General features: G+C 42.1%; 14 protein-coding genes and 2 pseudogenes. 9 read left to right on the top strand and 7 right to left on the bottom strand.

Annotated elements, in window-relative coordinates; translation table 11 throughout:
* Positions 1 to 275 precede the first annotated feature (275 nt).
* Positions 276 to 584 (bottom strand): DUF4926 domain-containing protein, encoded by a 309-nt coding sequence (locus IM450_RS07745; protein ID WP_002753368.1) that lies wholly within the window; start codon positions 582 to 584, stop codon positions 276 to 278.
* Positions 581 to 931, bottom strand: a complete 351-nt coding sequence (locus IM450_RS07740) for a DUF6883 domain-containing protein (RefSeq protein WP_002777278.1) — start codon at positions 929 to 931, stop codon at positions 581 to 583. Before IM450_RS07740 ends, IM450_RS07745 begins: the two co-directional genes overlap by 4 nt.
* A gap of 730 nt (positions 932 to 1661) precedes the next feature.
* On the opposite strand from IM450_RS07740, the pseudogene IM450_RS07735 reads away from it, so the two are divergent.
* The 4 genes and pseudogenes from IM450_RS07735 to lpxC form a co-directional block, all read left to right on the top strand.
* A pseudogene (locus IM450_RS07735) lies at positions 1662 to 2789 on the top strand (AAA family ATPase); the annotation flags it as partial.
* A 388-nt stretch (positions 2790 to 3177) separates the two neighbouring features.
* Positions 3178 to 4056 (top strand): Hpt domain-containing protein, encoded by an 879-nt coding sequence (locus IM450_RS07730; RefSeq protein WP_287668560.1) that lies wholly within the window; start codon positions 3178 to 3180, stop codon positions 4054 to 4056.
* A gap of 361 nt (positions 4057 to 4417) precedes the next feature.
* Positions 4418 to 6403, top strand: a complete 1986-nt coding sequence (locus IM450_RS07725; RefSeq protein WP_409803808.1) for a BamA/TamA family outer membrane protein — start codon at positions 4418 to 4420, stop codon at positions 6401 to 6403.
* 84 nt (positions 6404 to 6487) lie between these two features.
* Positions 6488 to 7300, top strand: a complete 813-nt coding sequence (gene lpxC / locus IM450_RS07720) for a UDP-3-O-acyl-N-acetylglucosamine deacetylase (protein ID WP_287668556.1) — start codon at positions 6488 to 6490, stop codon at positions 7298 to 7300.
* Here lpxC and IM450_RS07715 read toward each other — a convergent pair.
* A complete protein-coding gene (locus IM450_RS07715; protein ID WP_287668554.1) occupies positions 7297 to 8172 on the bottom strand; it encodes an N-acetylmuramoyl-L-alanine amidase-like domain-containing protein in 876 nt (291 codons plus the stop codon). The genes lpxC and IM450_RS07715 overlap by 4 nt on opposite strands.
* Before the next feature lie 696 nt (positions 8173 to 8868).
* The gene (locus IM450_RS07710; RefSeq protein ID WP_287668552.1) at positions 8869 to 13092 is read right to left on the bottom strand and encodes a lectin-like protein; all 4224 of its coding nucleotides are present in this window, start codon (positions 13090 to 13092) and stop codon (positions 8869 to 8871) included.
* A 1049-nt stretch (positions 13093 to 14141) separates the two neighbouring features.
* Between IM450_RS07710 and IM450_RS07705 the strand changes: the two genes are divergently transcribed.
* Positions 14142 to 18128 carry a magnesium chelatase subunit H gene (locus IM450_RS07705; protein WP_287668550.1) on the top strand — a complete coding sequence of 1329 codons (3987 nt, stop codon included), beginning with the start codon at positions 14142 to 14144 and terminating at the stop codon, positions 18126 to 18128.
* A gap of 85 nt (positions 18129 to 18213) precedes the next feature.
* Here the strand turns inward: IM450_RS07705 and IM450_RS07700 are convergent, their stop codons facing one another.
* Together IM450_RS07700 and IM450_RS07695 are read right to left on the bottom strand one after the other, a co-directional pair.
* On the bottom strand, positions 18214 to 18720 hold the full coding sequence (locus IM450_RS07700; protein WP_287668547.1) for a DUF2335 domain-containing protein: 507 nt from the start codon (positions 18718 to 18720) through the stop codon (positions 18214 to 18216).
* Between the two features lies 1 nt (position 18721).
* Entirely contained in the window at positions 18722 to 18910 is a 189-nt protein-coding gene (locus IM450_RS07695) for a hypothetical protein (RefSeq protein ID WP_002733271.1), read from the bottom strand.
* Between the two features lie 323 nt (positions 18911 to 19233).
* On the opposite strand from IM450_RS07695, the gene IM450_RS07690 reads away from it, so the two are divergent.
* Together IM450_RS07690 and IM450_RS07685 are read left to right on the top strand one after the other, a co-directional pair.
* A complete protein-coding gene (locus tag IM450_RS07690; RefSeq protein ID WP_287668543.1) occupies positions 19234 to 19743 on the top strand; it encodes a hypothetical protein in 510 nt (169 codons plus the stop codon).
* Positions 19744 to 19879: 136 nt separating this feature from the next.
* Positions 19880 to 20022 (top strand): annotated as a pseudogene (locus IM450_RS07685) (type II toxin-antitoxin system HicB family antitoxin); the annotation flags it as partial.
* Positions 20023 to 20060: 38 nt separating this feature from the next.
* On the opposite strand, the gene IM450_RS07680 reads toward IM450_RS07685, so the two are convergent.
* Entirely contained in the window at positions 20061 to 21239 is a 1179-nt protein-coding gene (locus IM450_RS07680; protein ID WP_287668541.1) for a hypothetical protein, read from the bottom strand.
* A gap of 76 nt (positions 21240 to 21315) precedes the next feature.
* Between IM450_RS07680 and IM450_RS07675 the strand changes: the two genes are divergently transcribed.
* Together IM450_RS07675 and cutA are read left to right on the top strand one after the other, a co-directional pair.
* Positions 21316 to 22023, top strand: coding sequence for a Crp/Fnr family transcriptional regulator (locus IM450_RS07675; RefSeq protein ID WP_287668539.1), 708 nt, complete (start codon positions 21316 to 21318; stop codon positions 22021 to 22023).
* A 144-nt stretch (positions 22024 to 22167) separates the two neighbouring features.
* Positions 22168 to 22506, top strand: coding sequence for a divalent-cation tolerance protein CutA (gene cutA / locus IM450_RS07670; RefSeq protein ID WP_287668537.1), 339 nt, complete (start codon positions 22168 to 22170; stop codon positions 22504 to 22506).
* Positions 22507 to 22603 lie beyond the last annotated feature (97 nt).

Below are 22603 nucleotides of genomic sequence, written 5' to 3'. Positions count from 1 at the left end.
TTGCTTTTTTATTTTTTGATTCGATTCGTCAAACTATACCGATATTTTCTAGGTGTCGATAGCCTTGAATAGAGGTTCCTTTTAGGTTCAAAAATTTGTCAACTATCATAAGTAAAATACTCTCGTTTTTGGCGATTATATCAAATCTTAACTCTATTGTCTATCTTTGTGGCCTTAACTTGTTTGTGCCTTAAGTCCTTCCCTATATGAATTTTAGCTTTTATTTTAAGTTAATTATTTGCATAACAATTCTGGAATAGCCTATTTTTCCGATTTTATTGATACAAAGAGCGGGTGAAATCTAAAACTTTTTGTTGCTTTTCTTTGGGTAATTTATCGATTAAAGCTGTTAGCTTTTCTGTTAAAGATAACCAAGTTTTGTTCTGAGCTTTCCAGATGACAATAAATTGCTGCATTGGGAGAGAACAAAGGGCTATAGTTTCCCCTAGATTATTACTAAATTCAATTTCGTAACAACCATCATTGTAGTCTTCAACAATTGTCCCTTGTTCTCCCATTATTAAGTTATGTTCAGGCAAGTCAACTAATAATTCCACAAGGTCAAATAATTCTGGTTTAATCATGGTCTTTTTCTCACATATAAAGTTACTAATTTAGCTGTATCACTATCAGGCTCAACAATCCATCCAGTCCTCACTATTTCTTGTTGCCCTGGTTCAATTCCTGTAATTTCTAGGTCAACTTGATAGCGTTTGCCATGTCGATCTGTACTTTGATAAACAGCTTTTGCTTCAAGGGATTTGTTAGCGATTTGTTGTAGAAGTGGCTCATAATTATCTTGAGTATATCCTAAGTGGCGTTGAAACATGATGGCTTTATTTAATCCTTTTGGATTGTCTAAATTGAGAGCATATTGGGTTAATTTTCTAGAATCTATTTTGACTTTGTTGACAATATCTTTTAATTTCATTGGAATTAAGACGATTATTAATTTTGACTTTGCCTCTAGTTTCATATTTCATAAGGGAGCATCTCACCCTTGCAATAAGTAGAAATGCTTAATGAGATCAATAAAAAAGTTAAAAAAGGCAACCATTTAGCTCTGGACTTTACCCGTACAAAAATACTAGCTATGGCTAAAAGTCTTACAGAGCCTGAGTTAAAGCCATATAATACCAATGAGCTACTGAACACAAAATCCTGAAGTCTTTATGCAGATAGGGTTTGCGGCAAAATTTTTCAAATTCGACCCTTAGACCATTATAGCTTGTTTCGGGGCAGAAAACCAGCAAAAACATGGCTACAGAGGGAATTGCTTACTCTAAAGATTAATGACATCATCTGTGATCATAAGGTTAGCGATCACCATACAGCCAACTCCACAGAATCGCTCTACTCTAGATACAGTCAACGGTACAGCCATTTTCAAGGGGAAAATGTACCCAGTAGCGTCTTTTCAATTTTTTCTGAGAAGCGACCTGCAGTAAGGGTAAGGGTTCCGCCCTAATGCCAATAAACAGCGATCTTATCTCCCCAAGCCTAGATTATACTGTTCGGATATGCCCTGCCCTACAGTTTGAGTTTTCAAGGTTATGGGTGCTAGTTTTCGGTACTTGTTAGAGTCTATAAGCTGCGCTGGTATTGGAACTTTTAGTACAAATGCTCAAACTGCACCAGTCAAGATTTAATGGGTGAAAAGTATGTTAACATCGCTGACTCTTCGGAATTTCAAAAGCTATCAGGAGGCAACCTTGTCTCTAGCACCCATCACCTTTTTAATCGGTGCTAATGCGTCAGGTAAAAGTAATACACTAGAAGCAATTCGCTTACTTTCGTGGTTAGCGAAAGGCAGCAGGTTAGATGACATTGAACGCAACATTCAAAGCGGGAATGCAATTGCTCGTGGACAAGCGATCGATCTTTTCGGTGCAGAAAAACAGTATTTTACCTTGGGAACACACATTGATAACGCTCCTGACGGTTGGACTGATTTCGAGATTGAAATTGGGCTATTATCAGACCAACTTATTATAATCGGAGAAAGTGTCAGTAAAGCTAGTAAAGATCAGGAATTAACACTTTACAAAATTGATGGCGATCCCAACTCACACACCGATGAAATTAGGGTGATGTATAACAATTTTAAGACAGGTAAAAATAAGCCTCATATACCTTGTTCTAACCGACAAGCCATTTTTTATCAATTGGAAACTCCCAGTCGGTTCCAGCCAAGTCATACTCAATCACAAAAAATTATTCCAGCAGTTACTAAAGTAATTCGAGAAACCTTGAGAAATATTGTCTTTCTTGATCCTCGTCCAGCAGTAATGCGGGATTATGCTTACGCTAAAGATGATGATATTAAAGAAGATGGCTCTAACCTTTCTAGTGTTCTTTACGCAGTTTGTCAGCAGGGAGAGACTCAAAAAAACAAGTTGCTTGACTTCATTCGTTCATTACCAGAACAGGATATTACCGATATTCGCTTTATCATTACAGACCGCAAGGATGTTATGGTGAAACTAATAGAGTCTTTTGGGAACAAAGAACATCAGATAGATGCTCCTTTGTTGTCTGATGGTACTCTGAGAGTTTTAGCGATTGCTGCAACTCTACTAAGTGTAAATTCTGGAACTTTCGTAATTATTGAAGAGATCGATAATGGTGTTCATCCCAGTCGTGCAGATAATTTAGTTAAGCAAATTCGGGAGATCGCCTTAGAAAGAAAACTGAGGGTACTGATCACCTCCCATAACCAGGCGTTATTAGATGCAGTACCCGATAGTGATATTGGAAATGTACTTTGTTGTTACCGAGAGAGTTTGGCTATATTTGAAAAACTTATTGGCATGGTCTAATTTTAACTCCCCTGATAACTTAAGTACCTAAGCAAAATTAATTACACACATCTAACCACCTCTTGCCTCTTGCCTCTTGCCTTTTGCCTTTCTTCACTAGGAAATTAATTTTGCACGACTACTTAAGAAGTAAACTTTACCATCTTTTCAGTTCTCTATCCAATGACACGATCGACTATTTGACGGGATGGTCTTGGATTTTAGAAGCTCTAGCTAGGTCTGTCAGGACTTTAGAAAAATGGTATTCGCTTGTCCCCGTCTGGGCCAGTTTCCCTAGCCATTGCCTCATAACTGATATATTTAATGAAAAACTGGGCAATCTAGGACTAGACAGCATCGTGATAAGGGGGATAAGACTTTGGACTCTGCTAACGCTCGGAAAATTCTCGGCTATTTCATCGAAGAAGCAAAAGAACACCTGGAAACTTTGGAACAGGGGATTTTAGACTTAGGCAATCTCGTCAACAACAATGAACAGATGAACGAGATGTTTCGTGCCGTCCATTCCGTCAAGGGGGGGGCGGCCATGTTAGGTTATGGCAGTATCCAAAAAACTGCTCACCGTCTTGAGGATGCTCTTAAAATACTGAAAGAAAATCCCCTAGAAGTGGATCAAAAATTAGAATCTTTGTTCCTCAAGGGTTATGATCTGCTTCAGATATTGATCGATAAGCTGCAGAGTCCCTTGGGTTTGCAAGGCGAGGAAGCTGACGCTATCGTTAAAAACGGTGAAGCGACTTTTGCCGAATTACACGCCCATCTTAACTATCTTCTGGGCCAAGTAAAATCCACCCCAGCTATTGCGGCGGCCTCTTCTATTTCTATCAGCGTCAGAGATATCCTCAAACAGATGTTACAACTGTTCAAACAGCAAGAAACCAGCGCTTCCCGTCAGCAATTACAAAAATTAATTTTACCTCTGTCTCAATTGGCTTCAGAACAGCAACAATGGCAATATTTAGTTAAAAATGCCCAATCGGCCCTGGCTAACCCCAAACATTCCTATCGTACTCTCGCCCCAGTTATTATTAAGGAGTTAAAACAAGCCGGTGATTTATTAGAATGGGGTCGCGGGGAAGAAATCACCGTCAGTCAAGAATTGCAATTATTAGCCACCGCCAAATTACCACAAATCCTGATCACCCTGGAACCGGAATTAGTAGCTAGTACCCTGCTGCAAATGTTCAATCGCCAACAGGTCTCGCAACTGGTACAGTTATTACAAACGAGACGTTAACAGCTGCCCCGACGTAACTAATTGTGCGCCCACCGAGGTGGCAATAATCCTCGATGGTGAATTGGGATAGAGCCAAACCAGAAAAAGCTAAGATATGGCAAGATAAAAACTTAATGCTGATGGCTGACCAATATCAGACCTGAGGCAGCATCTCTTGAGTCACCGGTCAAGCCGGGATTTACTGAGAGTAAGCGATCTGCTAGAGTTTTAACGTTCGTTAAATTTCTCGGGCAGAGAAAACAAACAAAACCATAATGGTGTTACTGGGTGTGTGGAAGTGCTTAAAAATCTCAATTTTTCGAGGCGATACTCCTCGCTGGCCCTGCTGCTGGCTATTTTCGGATTATTTCACGGGACGGTAATGGCCGAAGAAGAACCCCCAGAGACGGTTTTTCCCCGCGTCGAGCAACTAGTACAGTCTCCTCCCGCGACGGCAGAAACTACTCCACCCGTGGCACCAGCGCCGGAAACCCCGACGGAAACCCCAACCCCCCCGGAAACTCCCACAACGGCCCCACCGGCGCCGGCAGAGGAGTCGCGAGTTTTGGTGGCTGAAGTGGTAGTAGAGGGGGCCGATCGAGAATTAGAAAATCTAGTTTATAATACCATTCGCACCCGACCCGGACGCAGCACGACTCGATCGCAACTACAAGAAGATATTAACGCCGTTTTTGCCACGGGTTTTTTTGCCGATGTGCGGGCAGTTCCCCAAGATACGCCCCTGGGGGTGCGAGTCACCTTTGAGGTGCAACCTAACCCCGTTTTTCAGGGGGTACAGATTCAAATTGCCCCGGAAACCCTGGACAAATCGATTTTACCTGCCGGGGTGGTCGAGGAAATTTTCGCCGGTCAATACGGCAAAACCCTGAATTTGCGGGAATTACAGGCGGGGGTAAAAAAAATCAATGACTGGTACAGCAAAAACGGCTATGATCTGGCCCAGGTAATCGGTGCGCCGCAAGTAACTCCCGATGGTCGGGTGATTCTGGTCATTTCCGAAGGTTTAATCGAAAAAATTCAAGTACGCTACTTTAACGTCGAACAGGAACCGGTCAAGGGTAAAACCAGAGAATTTATCATTACTAGGGAAATGCGCCTAAAAGCGGGGGATATTTTTAACCGCAATACGGCCCAACAGGATTTACAGCGTGTTTTCGGTCTCGGTTTATTCGAGGATGTGCGTCTGTCTTTTTCTCCCGGCAGCGACCCAAGGGAGGTGATCGTTAACGTCGATGTGGTGGAAGGTAATACCGGTTCCCTGGCCGCTGGGGGTGGTATTAGCTCGAATGCGGGCTTATTCGGGACTGTTAGCTATCAACAGCGCAATTTTGGCGGTAATAACCAAACTTTAGGGGCAGAATTCCAGTTAGGGGAACGGGAATTTTTATTCGATCTGAGTTTTTCCGATCCTTGGATTGCCACGGATAACTTCCGTACTTCCTACACGGTGAACGTTTTCCGGCGACAGTCGATTTCTCTGGTTTATGATGGGGAAAATTCCTCGATTCGGACGCTTAACGATAATGATAGTCCCCGTATCGTCCGGACGGGTGGCGGTATTACTTTTGTCCGTCCTTTGGCCCCCGATGTGTTTACGAAACCAAAATGGGTGCTTTCCCTAGGCTTTAACTATCAACAGGTACAGGTGCAAAATGCCAATGGTGACATCTCCCCCGTCTCTGCACCTCTCAATGGTTTTGGTAGTCAACAACTGGCTTTTAGTTCCTCTGGGATTGATGATCTACTTTCCCTAAATATTGGCGCTATTCGAGATTTTCGCGATAATCCCCTGCAGCCCACCAGTGGTTCTTTCCTGCGTCTAGGTTTAGAACAAACTATTCCAGTCGGTTCTGGCAGTATTTTAGGCACTCGTGTTCGGGGTAGTTACAGTTACTTTATCCCCGTTCGCTTTATTAATTCCTTTAATCTCTTTGAAACCGATATTTTTAAAGGTCAGCAATCCCTCGCTTTTAATGCGCAAGCAGGGACAGTATTAGGCGATTTACCCCCCTACGATGCTTTTATCGTTGGGGGTAGTAACTCTGTACGGGGTTACGCCGAGGGGGAAGTGGGTAGCGGTCGCAGTTATTTCCAAGCCACCGCCGAATATCGTTTCCCCATAGTAGCAATTATTGGGGGGGCGTTATTTGTCGATTTCGGCACTACTGTTGGTTCCCAAGGCGATGTCCCCGGCCAACCCGGGATTGTCCGGGATTTACCCGGTACCGGTCTCGGTTACGGTTTGGGTGTTCGGGTACAATCTCCCGTCGGCCAAATTCGGGTTGACTACGGTTTTAATGTCGATGGTGGTTCTCGTCTCCATTTCGGTATCGGGGAAAGATTCTAATCAGTTATCAGTTATCAGTTATCAGTTATCGATAAATTTAGTTTTTTTGTTGTTCACTGATCAAAGCTTTATTACTTAATAATTATGGTTTCTACTATCGCTAAACAATTTGAATTATCGGGAATTGGCCTGCATTCAGGGGAAATGACACGGGTGCGCGTCTGTGAGGCAAACCCCGGGGAAGGACGTTATTTTGTCCGCAGAGATTTAGCCAATCAACCGATTATTCCCGCTCTAGTTTCTTCGGTTTACCAAACGACTTTATCAACGGAATTGGGACAAGGAGAAGCAAAAGTTAGAACCGTTGAGCATTTATTAGCGGCCTTAACCGCTTTGGGGGTAGAGGACGCTCGCATTGAGGTGGATGGTGCGGAAATTCCCCTCCTCGATGGTTCGGCCAAAATCTGGGTGGAAGCGATCGAAAATGCTGGTTTAAATAACTCTTTTTCTCCATCAGATTTAACTATTTCTCAACCGATTTGGTTGTACGAAGGAGATGCTTTTGTGGCGGTGATTCCTTCTCCTGAATTACGTTTTACCTACGGCATCGATTTTACCTATAAACCCATCGGTAATCAATGGTATAGTTGGAGTCCTGATCAAGAAAGTTTTCGAGATGCGATCGCGGCTGCCCGTACTTTCGGTTTTGCCGATCAAATTGAATATCTGCAAAAGGCTGGTTTAATTAAAGGAGGCAGTTTAGAAAATGCTTTAGTCTGCGATCAAAATCAATGGTTAAATCCTCCTTTACGCTTTGAAAATGAACCAGCAAGGCATAAATTATTGGACTTAATTGGTGATTTGAGTTTACTGGGAACCATTCCCACCGCTCATTACATGGCTTTTAAAGCTAGTCATAAACTCCACATTCAATTAGCTCAAGCAATTCAGGGTTAATTATTTCTTGGATCAAGGGGACGAACGACAAAAATACCGATGGCTTTGTCCACTTTAGTGATATATTTTTCTAGGTCTTTAGCAATGGTAATTTGACCAGCAGGAGAGGCATGAATTAAGCCAATTTTGCCATCAGGAAAGCGATAAACTAGACCGGTATGGGTGGTATCTAAACCAGGGATATTAGTCACGACACCGATAATATCTCCAGCTTGTAGTTGTGGATAAATATCTTTAATCTTAGCGGTGGGAATATAGTTTAAGGATAAGCTTTCTAATCCTCGTTCTACCTGTTGAATACAATCATAATTACTTTGAGTTTTTAACTGGGGATATAGAGGGCGATTTTTACTCATAAAGTTGAGCTTTTTGTCAAGAGTAATTCCACCTAATTTTTGAGTTATATTTTCTAGATTGCCCCGTTTTTGGTTGTCATTAATCCAATCGGAAAAGTAATGCAGACGACTACAATAACCGTCGAGAATACCGTGGCGATAACGTTGATTTAAAACCTGCTGACTAAAAGCAGAATACTGATAATTTTTTAAAGCAAAATTGTGACTCAAAGCGAGAACTGTTTCCACAAACAGGACACAATCAAACTCTTTTAAAGAGATAAATAATTTTTCTGTTGCCGAGCGATCGAGTAATCCTGCTTGATATTTTGCTCCTAAAAACTGAGTGGCGATATTCTGGATTATATCAGCCATGGGTAAGCGATCGAGTTGTTGATTTTGAGCGTACTGCACCAGTTTTTTATAATTAGGATCGCTGACTTCTCGAGCAAGAATAGTTTCCGATCGAGCTATACTCAAGGGAATTAAAACAGGATTAATTAATAAATAGGGTAAAGTTATCCAATTAAAAAACATTTTCGATCGATTACTGAAAATAATAGGGTTTATCACCGACTAATACAAATTAACTATCAGAGTTGTCAACTGTTAAAATCTGCTAGGTTTAGTTGGTGTTTCTCATTATATTCTACTCTATATTATAGATAAATTTATTATCAATATCCTCAAATTATTTAGGCTCTAAAGAACCTGTCATGTAAAACTATTAACAACTCATGCTTGTAAAGCCTATATACTAAAGCTTTGAGTTTTTGTTAGATTGATATTTATCAACTGTAGAGCATTGCTGGGCAGAGAGGGAGTTTGAGGAATTTTCTACAGTGTAAGTTCGGCAGAACCTTTTTTTAAAATGCCTTGTAGTTGGCCATTGACCATGTTTTTAAATTCTAAACGAGCCAATTTTTCCAAATAATTTTGATCCAGATTTTCCGCCTAATTAGGGTTTGCTGAAAAAGTTTGTTGGTGGGGTTAGGAGTCGGTCGTCAGGAGTTTCAGGCTTTGTTGCCCTCTTTTTTGTATTATTTTTGTACTAAAAAAGGATAATGCCAGGTTTTTGAAGGTCTCAATCCTATTTTCGCAGCATGAACATCGGATTTTAACAAGTCAAAAGCCTTATTTTAAAAGGGTTTTACCATTATTCAGCAAACCCTAATTAACTGCAAATTTTGATTAAGGAATAGAGTTTGAGGCTCTATTCCTTGTTTAAATCAATTACACTAACACCAGATCGCGGTTGACATTGAATCCTGTAAGGGTTATGAAGTTCTCTAGGATAGCGAATTGCTGATTATTAAAGGATAACGCTCCATTCGTACTGTTGTAAGAGAACTGACTGGTGGAAGTTGCTCCGAATCCTGCTTTATCAACACGAATTTGATCGGACAAGCTAGGCGATGCCAGCTGGACAGTGAAATCCGTAATTCGATCCACACCTTCACCTAGTTTGTAAAAAGTAAAGATATCTTTACCTGCGCCGCCCGTAAGAATATCATTGCTAGAATCAACCGTTCCATCTCCTTGAGCGGTGCCACCGGTAAGAACATCATCGCCAGAGTCTCCTATTAGTGTATCGATGCCGGAGCCACCGGTGAGAACATCGCTAAATTGACTACCTGTAAGACTATCATTACCTTCGCCACCTCGTATAGATACGTGTCGTCCGTCAACGGGTGCAGTGGGTAAGTTAGTGAAATTGATCACATCGTTGTATTTACTGCCGATGACCGATTCAATGTTTAGGCGATTAGAACTAGCACCAGTAATAGAAATTCCAGAGCTTGCGAGAGAATAACTTACTTGGTCGTATCCTTCTCCTCCATCGATAGTATCATTTACTCCACCGGCGACAATGAAATCATCTCCCGTGCCACCATAAATTGCATTAGCTCCCGTTGTGCGACCCTTAAGAATATCATCGCCATCTTGCCCATAGATACTGACAACGCCTGTAGTGCGATTACTATCAGGAACATAGATATGTTCTCCTGCTATTGTTCCGTTATAAGTTAAACCAGTGACTGTTGTGCCATTTTTAACGGTTGTGCCAATCACAGAATAGGTTGGATACACCTTGAGTAAACTTTCCATGAACTGTGTTATGCCCATGTTTTGCCCATTCATTGTGGATAAAGTATCTGGGCTGAATCCCAATCGCAAGAAAGTTGAAGCTTGATTGGTTTGATTGTTGTAGGCAACTTCTACGGTTGTTTGTCCGCCACTATTGGTGGCGATATTAAACTTATAGCTTTCATTGGTTGCCAATTTAGGTAGGGTTATGGTGTCTATCCCGGGTTGAAAATCTAGAATTTCTACGAGGGAGCGACTTTGAGTAACCTTCACTGTTCCCCATCCTTGACTTCCTTGGCCGGCAAAGAAATCACCAATTCCTCTTAAGTTATTCTGATATTCTTCAATATCTAAGGCATAGTTAACTTCGATATTGGCAAGATCATTGGCTAAGTGGAGTGTTGCGGCCGCTACATTAATAACGGCTTCGACAGCATTAGAACCATAAGGTAAAGCACCGGATAAAGCAGTGGCAGCGGCGGCGGCATAATCAATTCCTGCCCCCGTTACAGCAGCAGCAATATCTGCGGTATGGCGTTTTTCTCTTACATCCCAATCGGGTTCGACAAGCAATTCGGCAAGTTGTTTGAGTTTGCCTGCATTGAAATCAAGTCCGACAATCCCCGAAGCAGGTTGTATGGCAACATTGAAGATATCGGCTCCCCCACCACCGTAAACCTTTTGTGAGGTGGTTAAACCATCATAGGATTGGAGTTGGAAAATATCGTAGGAATTACCCCCAGAAACCGTAATATTGACGTTATTTGGTTTGTCAAGGGTAAAAAACTGAGAGCCGTTATTGCCGATGGGTTTGAACTGATTAATTTCAACAATCCCCTTCAAAGAAGTGGTACTGTTATAATCGTTCCATTTGCCCGCAGCACCGAAATTCATCCCCACATAATCTTCATTTCCCGCATTATCAGGTTGTCCTGTATTCCAGTTGGTATAAGTGGAAGTTTCACCATTGATCCACTGAAATTGTCCTTCGGTCACTTTATCGGTTAACCCAGTCCAAAATTGCTCAGAACCACCAAACTTAGAGACTAAAAAGTCTTGTTCGGCCTGGGAATTGATGGTGACAAGATTTCCGCCTAAACTAACGGCTTGAGCTTGAGCCTGTTCCCAAGTTCCCGCACCTGTTACCAGATACTTGCTGCCATTCCACTCAAAAAATTTGTTTTCAACAATCCCCTTCAAAGAAGTGGTACCGTTATAATCATTCCATTTGCCCGTAGCACCGAAATTCATCCCCACATAATCTTCATTTCCCGCATTATCAGGTTGTCCTGTATTCCAGTTGGTATAAGTGGAAGTTTCACCATTGATCCACTTAAATTGTCCTTCGGTTACTTTATCGGTTAACCCGATCCAAAATTGCTCAGAACCACCAAATTCCCCAGTTAAGAAATCTTGTTCAGATTGTGAGTTAATCGTCACCAGATTACCGCCTAAACTCTGGGCTTGAATTTGAGATTGTTCCCATGTCCCAGCCGTAATAACGCGGTAAATCGAACCGTCATACTGTTTATAACCTTGAGGTAAGGAGAGGTTATTTACCGTTCCGTATTTGTCTAGATTCTCAAAACCAAAGCCTTGGGCTGTCACACCATCTCGAACGAAAATATCCTTCGCTAATCCTTGACCATTATTTGCCCCCGTACCCCCCTGAACAGAGTTGTTCACAAAAACACTATTGAAAGAGGTTAAACCAGCACCAGTGTTAACAAAAATCGCACCGCCTAAACCGGCTCCACCGCCACCTCGACCCCCAATACCGCCATTACCTGGATTATTGCCACTAACGCTATTACGTCCATTGTTTCCATTGCTTCCATTACCTCCATTTCCGGCAAACTGGCCTCCCAAACCTCCTGCGCCTCCTGCGTCTCCTGCGCCTGTCCTTCCTCCCAGAAGATTTGAGCCGCCGCCGCCGCCGCCGCCGCCGCCGCCGCCGCCGCTACCGAATCCTCCATTGAGGCCGTTTTGACCATTCCCGCCATTACCGACAGTCCAGGCGTTTGAACCGCCTTTACCGCCTTGACCACCTTGACCACTAGCACCCCCCACACTGCCTAGAAAACCGGATGCACCGGGGTTACCCAGTCCACCACTAGCACCATTGTGGCCATTAGCGAATCGATAATTACCACCCTGGCCGCCATTTCCTGCTGTGCCATTAGCATTCCCGCCAAAGGCTCGGTTATTGGCAAAAGTCACATTATTAAGGGTGACATTCCCTGAGTTAATTAGCAGTGCGCCTCCTGCACCTAGTCCACCACCACCACCATTGAAGCCATCGCCTCCTTTGGCGTAACCATTAGCGAGGGTAAGTCTTGATAAGGTGACATTCGCCCCATTAATACTAAAGAGCTGCCGTGCATTTTGACCGCTAATAGTGGTATTGCCATCATCAACAAAGTTAATGTCATTACCGGCACCGATATTCAGGGTACTGTTGAGGTTAATTGTGCCACTAACGCCTGTTAAATCAATGGTGTCTATCCCTGGATTAATATTGGCGTAATCAATGGCAAGACGCAGAGAGCCAATCCCACCATCATTATTGTTGGTGACTTTGAGGAGATTATTGTTGAGAGGATTAATGACAACAATTGAGGAAGTAAGATCGTTGAAAGTGTCAACAAAAGACGTATCTGCGGTGAATGTACGACTTGCTCCTGTAAAGCCAGCATGTTCGTATAAAATAGCGGCAAATCCAGGAGCTACCTTTAATGAACTCAGTTGATCGTTGCCAATGGTTAACGAATTAATATCGTAACTTCCTACTTGAAGGGTTTGGAAAGTTCCAGAATAGGTACTATGTTGATAAATGGTTACACCCTGAGATGTATTCTGCTCAATTTCAACTACTTCACCCCCTAAAACAATCGTTTTACTATCATCCTCATCCTTTAAATTGGCCAGGGTTTCTGCGCTCAAAGTTTCCCCATTGACTAAACGGGAAAAAATATCTCCCTCATCCCCCGCACTATCGGTTGTATTAATTTGAGCGTCAACAAAATGCCCGATTTCCTCAATAATCACATCGGCGATAGTCTTCGCATTTCCTACATTCTCGCTTAAAAATCTTTCATTCAGATAGATTTCATTTTTCTGCTTTGTATAGGCTCCATTGGTTGCTCCTAACACTTCCTCAGAGAGAATTTTTATGGTAGGAACTGCCGTAAAATTACCTTGAGCGAAAGCCTGAAATAATTCTTGGGCAAGAATTTGATTGTAATTATTGCCAAAGGCTACTGACCCATCGCTGAGATTATCAAAAAAAGAACTTAGGGATTGTTGAGCAATAGCAATCGCCTGATTCAAGACACTAGCTTCAGAAGAAATTTGCTGATGATTATTCATTGTCTTTACCTTGGTAAAAGTTTGATAATGATGGAGAAGGAAAAAATCGTCAAAACTAAGCCATCGATAGATACCGAGCGACTGCATCCCACTTTTATCATAAGTATAAATGCTTATCTCTCTACTCGAAACCAGGGCTAAATTTTGAATAGTCCCAATTGTATTTTTGATTTACACCCTTAAGACACTCTGAAAAATCCATTCCTGAATTGTTTGATTTTACCATAATTCTATAAGGCAAAATGTCTTGTCTTTTGGGTTAAAAGTGATTGAATTAATCACTTTTGATATCAGAATAGCTTTTATTTTTGCTGATGGCAATCTATAAAATTAATACTTTTCTAATAGATTTTTTTGAGCAGAATATTAGATTTATATTAGATTTATATTAGATTTTAAAGAGTAACTTTATGGGATAGATCCCTAATTCATTAAACTAGAACAAATAAATTAATCTGGATCGATTGGGAGATTAAACCTGATCTACCTTAACTGAAATCCTCAAAACCCTTTGATATTCTGATTTGTAGCGTTTTCAGACAATGAAAAGAAAGTCTCAAAAAAGCGATAGCCTTCTTCCTTAAATAGTAGAGATGCTATAGATTTTCATCAATGCTAGATTCTGCAACTGATACTTTGCACCGCATCAGCATAATAATTGCGATCAATAAACTCTGAAAGTTTAGATAATACAACGACAACACCCCAAATCCTTGACTAGCAATCGAGGGTTAATGCTTATCAGCCTGAGAAATTTTCAATAGCCTTAAATTATATCACAGCAAGAATAATATGTCAATAGATTAAATATTAATTTTTGTAAAGAAACTCCTGAGCAGTTACTCAGAAAGCTCTTTACCATCTGTTACAAAATATGGCAAGATATTTATCGAATTGTGTCAAAACCCAGAGTAAATGCTCATCAGGGTTACATTTTCTGATACAAAACAGAAACATATATCTAAATACCTTAAACAAAGGGCGATCGTCATCTGATGACGAAAATCCCTTCATACCAGACTCAGCAATAATAAGGAGAACCATCATATATGTTCACTCACGTCAAGTCCACCATTCGTCACATAGTTCCTGACGCGTTGAATGGTCGATCGCTGGTCAAGGTGGTCTATGTCGTGCTAGAACCTCAGTACCAAAGTGCGCTGAGTAGTGCGGTCAGGGAAATCAACGCTAACAACCAGAAACTAGCGATCGAAATTAGTGGTTATTTAATCGAAGAACTGCGCGATGCGGAAAATTATCGCAATTTTCAGGAGGATGTAGCCAAAGCTAATATTTTCATCGCTTCTCTCATCTTTATCGAAGATTTAGCCGATAAAGTTGTGGCTGCTGTCGGTCCCCATCGGGATAAATTAGATGCGGCGATCATCTTTCCCTCCATGCCCCAGGTAATGCGCTTAAATAAGTTAGGTTGCTTTTCCATGGCACAATTGGGACAGTCTAAGAGTGTCATCGCTAACTTCATGAAAAAGCGCAGGGAAAACTCTGGCGCTGGTTTCCAAGATGCGATGTTAAAGTTATTGCGAACTTTACCGCAAGTCCTGAAATATCTCCCTATGGAAAAAGCTCAGGACGCACGCAACTTTATGTTAAGTTTCCAGTATTGGCTGGGAGGTTCCGCAGAAAATTTAGAGAATTTCCTGTTAATGTTGGCTGATAAGTACGTCTTTGATAACAAGGATGACAGTGTAGTTTACAAGGAACCGGTAGTTTATCCAGATCTGGGTATCTGGCATCCTTTATCCCTGAAAATGTTCGAGGATGTCAAGGAATACTTCGCTTGGTACAATAACCGCAGTGATATTGCTGATGACCTCAAAGACCCCTTAGCTCCCTGTGTTGGCTTAATTTTACAGAGAACTCACCTCGTTACTGGTGATGACGCTCATTATGTCGCTCTCGTGCAGGAATTCGAGTCTATGGGTGCGCGAGTCCTTCCTGTTTTTGCTGGGGGATTAGATTTTTCTAAACCGGTAGAGGAATACTTCTGGGATAAAAGCTTAAAAGGAGTGGAAGCGGTTGCTATCGTTGACACAGTAATTTCCCTGACAGGATTTGCTTTAGTGGGGGGTCCAGCGCGACAAGATCACCCGAAAGCGATAGAATCCTTAAAACGTCTCAATCGTCCCTATATGTGCGCGTTACCGCTAGTTTTCCAAACCACCCAGGAATGGGAAGAAAGCGATTTAGGTTTACACCCGATTCAAGTGGCGCTACAGATTGCTATTCCGGAATTAGACGGTGCGATCGAACCTATTATCTTATCGGGCCGGGATGGGGCCACGGGTAAAGCGATCGCTTTACAGGACCGGATAGAAGCGATCGCTCAACGGGCGCTAAAATGGGCTAACCTAAGAAAGAAACCGAAACTCAATAAAAAGGTCGCCATCACCGTCTTTAGTTTCCCCCCTGATAAGGGGAATGTGGGAACTGCAGCCTATCTAGATGTGTTCGGTTCTATCTACGAGGTGATGCAAGCGTTACAAAATAATGGTTATGACTTGCAGGACTTACCCGCATCTCCGAAAGAACTGATGGCAGCGGTAATCCATGATGCCACCGCACAATACCATAGTCCGGAGCTAAATATCGCCTATCGGATGTCTGTGCCTGAATATGAGCGTTTAACCCCCTATTCTGTCCGTTTGGAGGAAAATTGGGGACCACCACCTGGACATCTCAACAGTGATGGACAAAATCTGTTAATCTACGGCAAAGAGTTCGGTAATGTTTTTATTGGGGTTCAACCCACCTTCGGTTATGAGGGGGATCCGATGCGTCTGCTCTTTTCTCGTTCTGCTAGTCCCCACCACGGTTTTGCGGCCTACTATACCTATCTCAATCAAGTCTGGAAAGCAGACGCGGTTCTCCATTTTGGCACCCACGGTTCCCTAGAATTTATGCCGGGGAAACAGATGGGAATGTCTGGGGAATGCTACCCGGATAACCTCATCGGGATGATTCCCAATCTCTACTATTATGCCGCTAATAACCCCAGCGAAGCGACGATCGCTAAACGTCGTAGTTATGCGGAAACTATCTCCTATCTTACTCCTCCGGCAGAAAATGCTGGACTTTACAAAGGGTTAAAAGAACTGAGCGAGTTGATCGGTTCCTACCAAACCCTGAAGGATAGTGGGCGTGGGGTGCAAATTGTCAATACTATTGTCGATAAATGTTTATTGGTCAATCTCGACAAAGATATAAGTTTACCTGATGGTGACACTGCCGATCTCAGTCAAGAGGAACGGGATAATATCGTCGGTTCCGTCTATCGTAAACTGATGGAAATTGAATCGCGCTTACTTCCCTGCGGACTTCACGTTATTGGGAAACCCCCCTCGGCGGAAGAGGCGGTGGCAACTTTGGTCAATATTGCCAGTTTAGACCGGGAAGAGGACGATTTACTTTCCTTACCGCGGATTATTGCTAACAGCATCGGCCGGGATCTAGAGGAAGTTTATCGCAATAGCGATCGAGGTGTGCTGGAGGATGTGGAATTACTGCAAAACATCACCCTCGCGACTCGCGCTGCTGTTGCTGCTTTAGTCAAGTCCCAAACCGACGCAGAAGGTCGGGTATCGATGCTTTCTAAGCTGAATTTCTTGAATATAGGCAAGAAATCGCCTTGGCTGGAAACTTTACAGTCGATGGGTTATCCAAAAGTTGATCCGGTGGCGTTAAAACCTTTGTTTGAATACCTAGAATTCTGTTTAGAACAGGTCTGTGCTGATAATGAATTGGGGGCCCTATTAAAAGCATTGGAAGGAGAATACGTTCTTCCCGGTCCTGGTGGCGACCCCATCCGTAACCCCGGGGTTTTACCGACGGGTAAAAATATCCACGCTTTAGACCCCCAGTCTATCCCGACCCTAGCGGCGGTCAAATCGGCTAAAATCGTCGTGGATCGTCTGTTAGAACGGCAAAAACTGGATAATGGTGGTAAATATCCTGAAACTATCGCTTGTGTTCTCTGGGGAACGGATAATATCAAAACTTATGGGGAATCCCTAGCACAAATTCTCTGGATGGTGGGGGTTCGTCCTCTTCCCGATGCTTTGGGACGGGTGAATAAATTGGAATTGATTCCCCTAGAGGAGTTGGGAAGACCGCGCATTGATGTGGTGGTGAATTGTTCTGGTGTTTTCCGGGATTTATTTATCAATCAGATGAATTTGCTTGACCAAGGGGTAAAAATGGCCGCGGAAGCAAACGAACCGGTGGAGATGAATTATGTCCGCAAACACGCTAGGTCACAAGCAAAAGAAATGGGTTTAACGGTTCGACAGGCGGCCACCCGCATCTTTTCTAATGCTTCTGGTTCCTATTCTTCTAATATTAATCTCGCGGTGGAAAATAGCAGTTGGGAAGACGAAAAAGAGTTACAGAATATGTATCTCAACCGCAAGGGTTTTGCTTTCGACTCGGATAATCCGGGGATGATGGCCGATAATCGTCAGTTGTTTGAAGCATCTTTAAAAACTGCCGAGGCAACTTTCCAAAACTTGGATTCTAGCGAGATTAGTTTAACCGATGTTTCCCATTATTTCGACTCGGACCCGACAAAAGTTGTGGCTAGTTTACGCGATGATGGCAAAAAACCGGCGGCCTATATTGCCGATACTACCACCGCTAATGCTCAGGTGCGTACTTTATCGGAAACCGTGCGCTTGGATACCCGCACCAAGTTACTCAATCCCAAATGGTACGAGGGAATGTTAAGTCACGGTTACGAAGGAGTCCGAGAATTATCGAAGCGTTTGGTTAATACGATGGGTTGGTCTGCAACTGCTGACGCGGTGGATAATTGGGTTTATGAAGATGTGAACACCACTTTTATTCAAGATGAGGAAATGTGTCAGCGTCTGATGAATCTCAATCCTAATTCTTTCCGCAAGATGGTGGGAACCCTGCTAGAAGTTAATGGTCGCGGTTACTGGGAAACTTCTCAAGAGAATTTAGACCGCTTACAGGAACTTTATCAAGAAGTGGAGGACCGTATCGAAGGAATCGAGTAATTGATCTAGTAAAATACCTCAAGGTAGAGAGGCAAAATATCGCTTCTCTACCATTTTTGTCTAGGAAAAACTTACAGTATTTGAATCACTTGTCTTGATCATCTTGTTCGGACTGAATTCTTCTCTCTTTATCCCCTGTAACAAAAACCGTCACCAAACCTGTTAAAGTACCCGCACTCATAATTCCAGATGCCCAAACTTTATCATTAATCCCCAGATAAATAGAGCCACCTAAACCAACTATCGCAATCGTAAAACCGGCAATTTGTCCAAGATAAGAGCGGATATTATCGTTTTTTACCAGTTCTGTTTCTATCTTTCTTCGATGTTCACCTTCTTTCTCCGTCATAGACAAAATCCGATCAGCACTACCGGGCAAAACTTCTTCATATCCTTTTAGAATTGTTGGATGAGGAATCGGGCCAGAGAAGGTTATGCTTTTGTTTATTTGTCCCAGGAGAATCGAGGTTTTAGTTGACTGATCAATAGTCTCATCTTTTAATATTTCATCCGATGAGACTATGGACTCTAAAGGTCTTTCAACTAGCTCACTATTATCCTGGTCTTCTGACTTTTTACTTTCGTCGGACATTTTAAGACAACTTTCCCCCATATTCACAAATGGCATTGTAAATATCTAATCCCGTCTTCATCCAATCAGACTGAATTGCGGCAGCGTCTGGGTTCAAATGTACTTTTTTGCCCACACGAACACGACAACGATAATCTAGATTGGCACGATAAGTCCCCCCTATATCTAGAACAGAGACCAGACCATCCATAAAGTACCGTCTAGGAATAGAGTAATTTTGGGAAGAAATGTCACGATAGTATTTTTTTCCCATAACATCCTCGTTTAAGTTATGCCTACCCCTTTATTCTAGCATTTTATCATAGCAATTTTTTGAATTTATAAGAAATTATCACACTTAACCCATTTTTTACAGTTACAACACATAGCCACTACATTCGTACTATTAATGATCAAGGCAATTGACCGACCTTATCATTAAATCTTGACAAATATAAGTTTAAATTATAGCTATTGCGCCCTAAGAGCGATAATATTTAATATTAACCAGATTTATACCAAAGATAAATCATTATGGAAAACGTCACAGAAACTCCCCTTTTATCCCCTAAAGGAACCTTTCCTGCCGCTGTCGTTAAGGTTATTGACGACTATAAATTAGTAATGAATAGAGGTGAACAAAACGGAATTCGAGAAGGTCAAAGAATGATGGTTTATCGTATCGATGACGAAGAAATATTAGATCCGCATACTGGCGAATCTTTAGGGTTTCTCGAATTAGTAAGAGGTACGGGAAGAATTATTTTTGTTCAAGATAAAATATCTATTATAGAATCAGACAAAAAGCCAGACATAGATTTAAATAAACTTTATTATTTGATCAGAGAATATCATTTGCTGCAACCTAGAGACTTGTCTGAATTATCTTATATCCCTCCCTTGACTCCTTCTGGAATTGAATACTTAGCAAAGAAAGAGTTACAATCAAAAAGAGAAAGAGAGTTAAAATCAATGATTGATAAATTAGGAGAAAGACTACCGTTTGAAAATCCTCAAGTTGGCGATCTAGTCAAGCCTATTTAATCGTTATAATCAAAAATTAGTCCGGTTGTGCATTTTATTCAGCAAAAAAAAGGATTAAGAGGGTTTCTGTCGGGTTGTCGGGTTTCGTAGCCTCAAACCGACCTAGTAATTTACTACCATTTTTGTCTAGGAAAAACTAATTCCCGATTTACCCAGATGTATGAGTCAGGGTGAAACTTTAGAGGAAGGGATTATTAATATTGAAGAAGCGAGCGAATTTGGATAGAGACAGTTTATTTTAGTGATAAAAAAGATATTCCCATGTTTTCTAAAAGATAAAAAAATATCCCCGTAAATTGTTGCGGCGATGCGATTTTTTAAGCATTATTGACCTTCTGACCTCTAAGATCCGAAAATAAACAGAGACGACCCAAACCCATGATTGCTGGTGAGAAGGTCTCTTGGTTGGGGGCTTCTAGATGGCAGCCAGCAAATTCTTGCTGAATTTCTGTTAAGAAATAGGGCCAAATAGTCAAGAAAAAATTACCGCTAAAAATTATTCGATCGATATCTTTAAGACTTTTTTGCTGTTTTTCTAACAAATCATTAACTTTCTGTTTTAAATTATCTAGATATGGTGCAATCACCTTCTTATTTAAGTCCCTGCGACTGACAGTCCAAGTATGACCGGCTAGAGAGGAGGTAAATTCGATTTCTTCTTGGAGGATTAATTTGGTTAATCTAGCGGCTGCCAGTAAAGATTTTTTTAAGGGATTAGTATCGGTGAGATCGGCGAGGGAAAACGGCAAAAAAGAACGCCAGAGAGGATAAATTAACTGAGAGAGTATGGCCTGTTCATAGGTGTTTTCCCCGTAGTTAAAATGGCTTAGAGCGATTGCCGGACGGGATAAAGAGCAAGTTTGCCTTGGGACTTCCAGCAGTGCTAAAGTGGTAGTCTCTCGTTTACCTTCGATCACCAGTAGGGTTTGGGGTTGAGGTTGGTCGCTAGTGGGAATATAGGCCAGAGCAGTAGCGATCGCTGTTTCCAGACTAGAGAGGCAATCGGGGGGTATTAGTTGCGCTGTGAGAAGGGCTTTTTTTAGGTCATCCGTGGGGGTTTCCCCGTCATCGGTGATAATAATAGCTTCTAATCGCTCTAGAGCTTCCCAGAGCCAAGAATCGGTGCTAAAATCCCGATTAGATAGCCAGCTAATTAGATATTCTTCCACCTGATGGCAGGGTAAGAGATCGCTTGTTCCCGTTGCCAGACTCCAAGAAAGAGGATAAAAATCAATCAGTCCCTGGCTTTCCCGAAAAAAGACGATTTTCACCCCTGGTGGTTGTACCTCCATTCCCAGGGACCAACGGGCAACTTCAGGGGTTCGATCGGGGAATAATAAGGGAGAAAGAAGCCCTCTGGCCGATTCTAAATGTTGACGAGTGGCGATAATTGTCTCGGAAGTAACTTCTTGCGGGTTAACTAGAGAGGAAATCACCTTGGCAAGAATCCGATCGATCTCGGTCAGTAGGGAGGAAAAATCCTGTTTATCGGTCACTAGATAATTAAAAATACCTACAACTGTCTATTGTAGAATCACCCACTTAAAACGAACAAAATTTAAATATTAAACCATGGAAGAAAAACGCTATCCTGCGGAAAAATCAGCAGAGATTCAAAAATTATTAGATACAGCCACTTTATTGGTCGGTTTGCCCCCTGAAACCCTCGATCAAGTTACTTTTCATGCTGTCACCCGCACTCATCCTGCTAATCGGGCGATTTTATTAGAAAATGATTGGGGTGGTTCGGTTTACTTTATTCTGGATGGTTGGGTGAAAATTCGTACTTACGATATGTCGGGTAAAGAAGTCACCTTAAATATCGTCGGTAAAGGGGAAATACTCGGAGAAATGGCCGCTTTAGAAGAATCTCCCCGTTCCACTGATGCTATCACCTTAACCACGGCCACAATTAGCAGTATTCCCGCCCAAGATTTTGTTAATCTGCTCAAATCGGAGCCTTTAGCGGGAATTCGTCTTTCTCAGTTAATGGCCAAGCGTTTGCGTCAAGTTAACCGGCGTTTACGTTTACGCGAGGCCGATAGTCTCTCCAGAGTCGCCGATACTTTACTCTTTTTAGCCGAAGGTCAAGGAGAAAAAAGCTACCAGGGTACAGTAATTCCCAATTTACCTCACCGGGAATTGAGTGGTATTAGTGGCCTGGCCCGGGAAACCGTGACCCGCTCCTTGACCAAATTGGAGAAAAAAGGCCTGATTCAACGAGAGCAGCAATCTCTCTGTATTCCTGATCTGGCCGCTTTAGAAAAAGCGATCACCTAAATTCAGTTATCAGTTATCAGTTATCAGTTATCATACTAAATCCAGTTATTAAAGACTGATTATCTATTCCTCCTTTTGCCTTTTGCCTTTTGCCTATTGCCTATTGCCTATCTTCACTAGGAAATTTATTTTGCACGACTACTTATGACTGAAAAATTAACCGGTTTTGGAGTGGTGCTGGTGACAACGGCCAGCGAAACGGAAGCGGAATACCTAGCGATCGCCTTACTTAACGAGCGCTTGGCAGCTTGTGTCAGTATTTACCCGATTCGTTCCATTTATCGTTGGCAGGGACAGATTGAAAACGAGAGCGAATGGCAATTAGCGATTAAAAGCGATTTAAAGCAGTTTGAGCAGTTATCGGCGAAGATACAGGAACTTCATACCTATGCAGTCCCAGAAATCATCGCTTTACCGATTGTGGCGGGTTCTCAGACCTATTTAGACTGGTTAGCCTCCCATACGGGTAGGGTGTCAGAATAGACCAATCGGCAACTTTAGCGAAAAAAATCTATATAATTCTTAATAAACTATCTCAGGAAGCGCAAAAAGTTTTAATCTAGATGCTGATTAAATTTTT

Origin of the sequence: Microcystis sp. M083S1 (genome assembly GCF_020246405.1) — a bacterium.
Taxonomy (GTDB): domain Bacteria; phylum Cyanobacteriota; class Cyanobacteriia; order Cyanobacteriales; family Microcystaceae; genus Microcystis; species Microcystis aeruginosa_C.
This window is presented reverse-complemented; position numbering and strand designations above follow the sequence as displayed.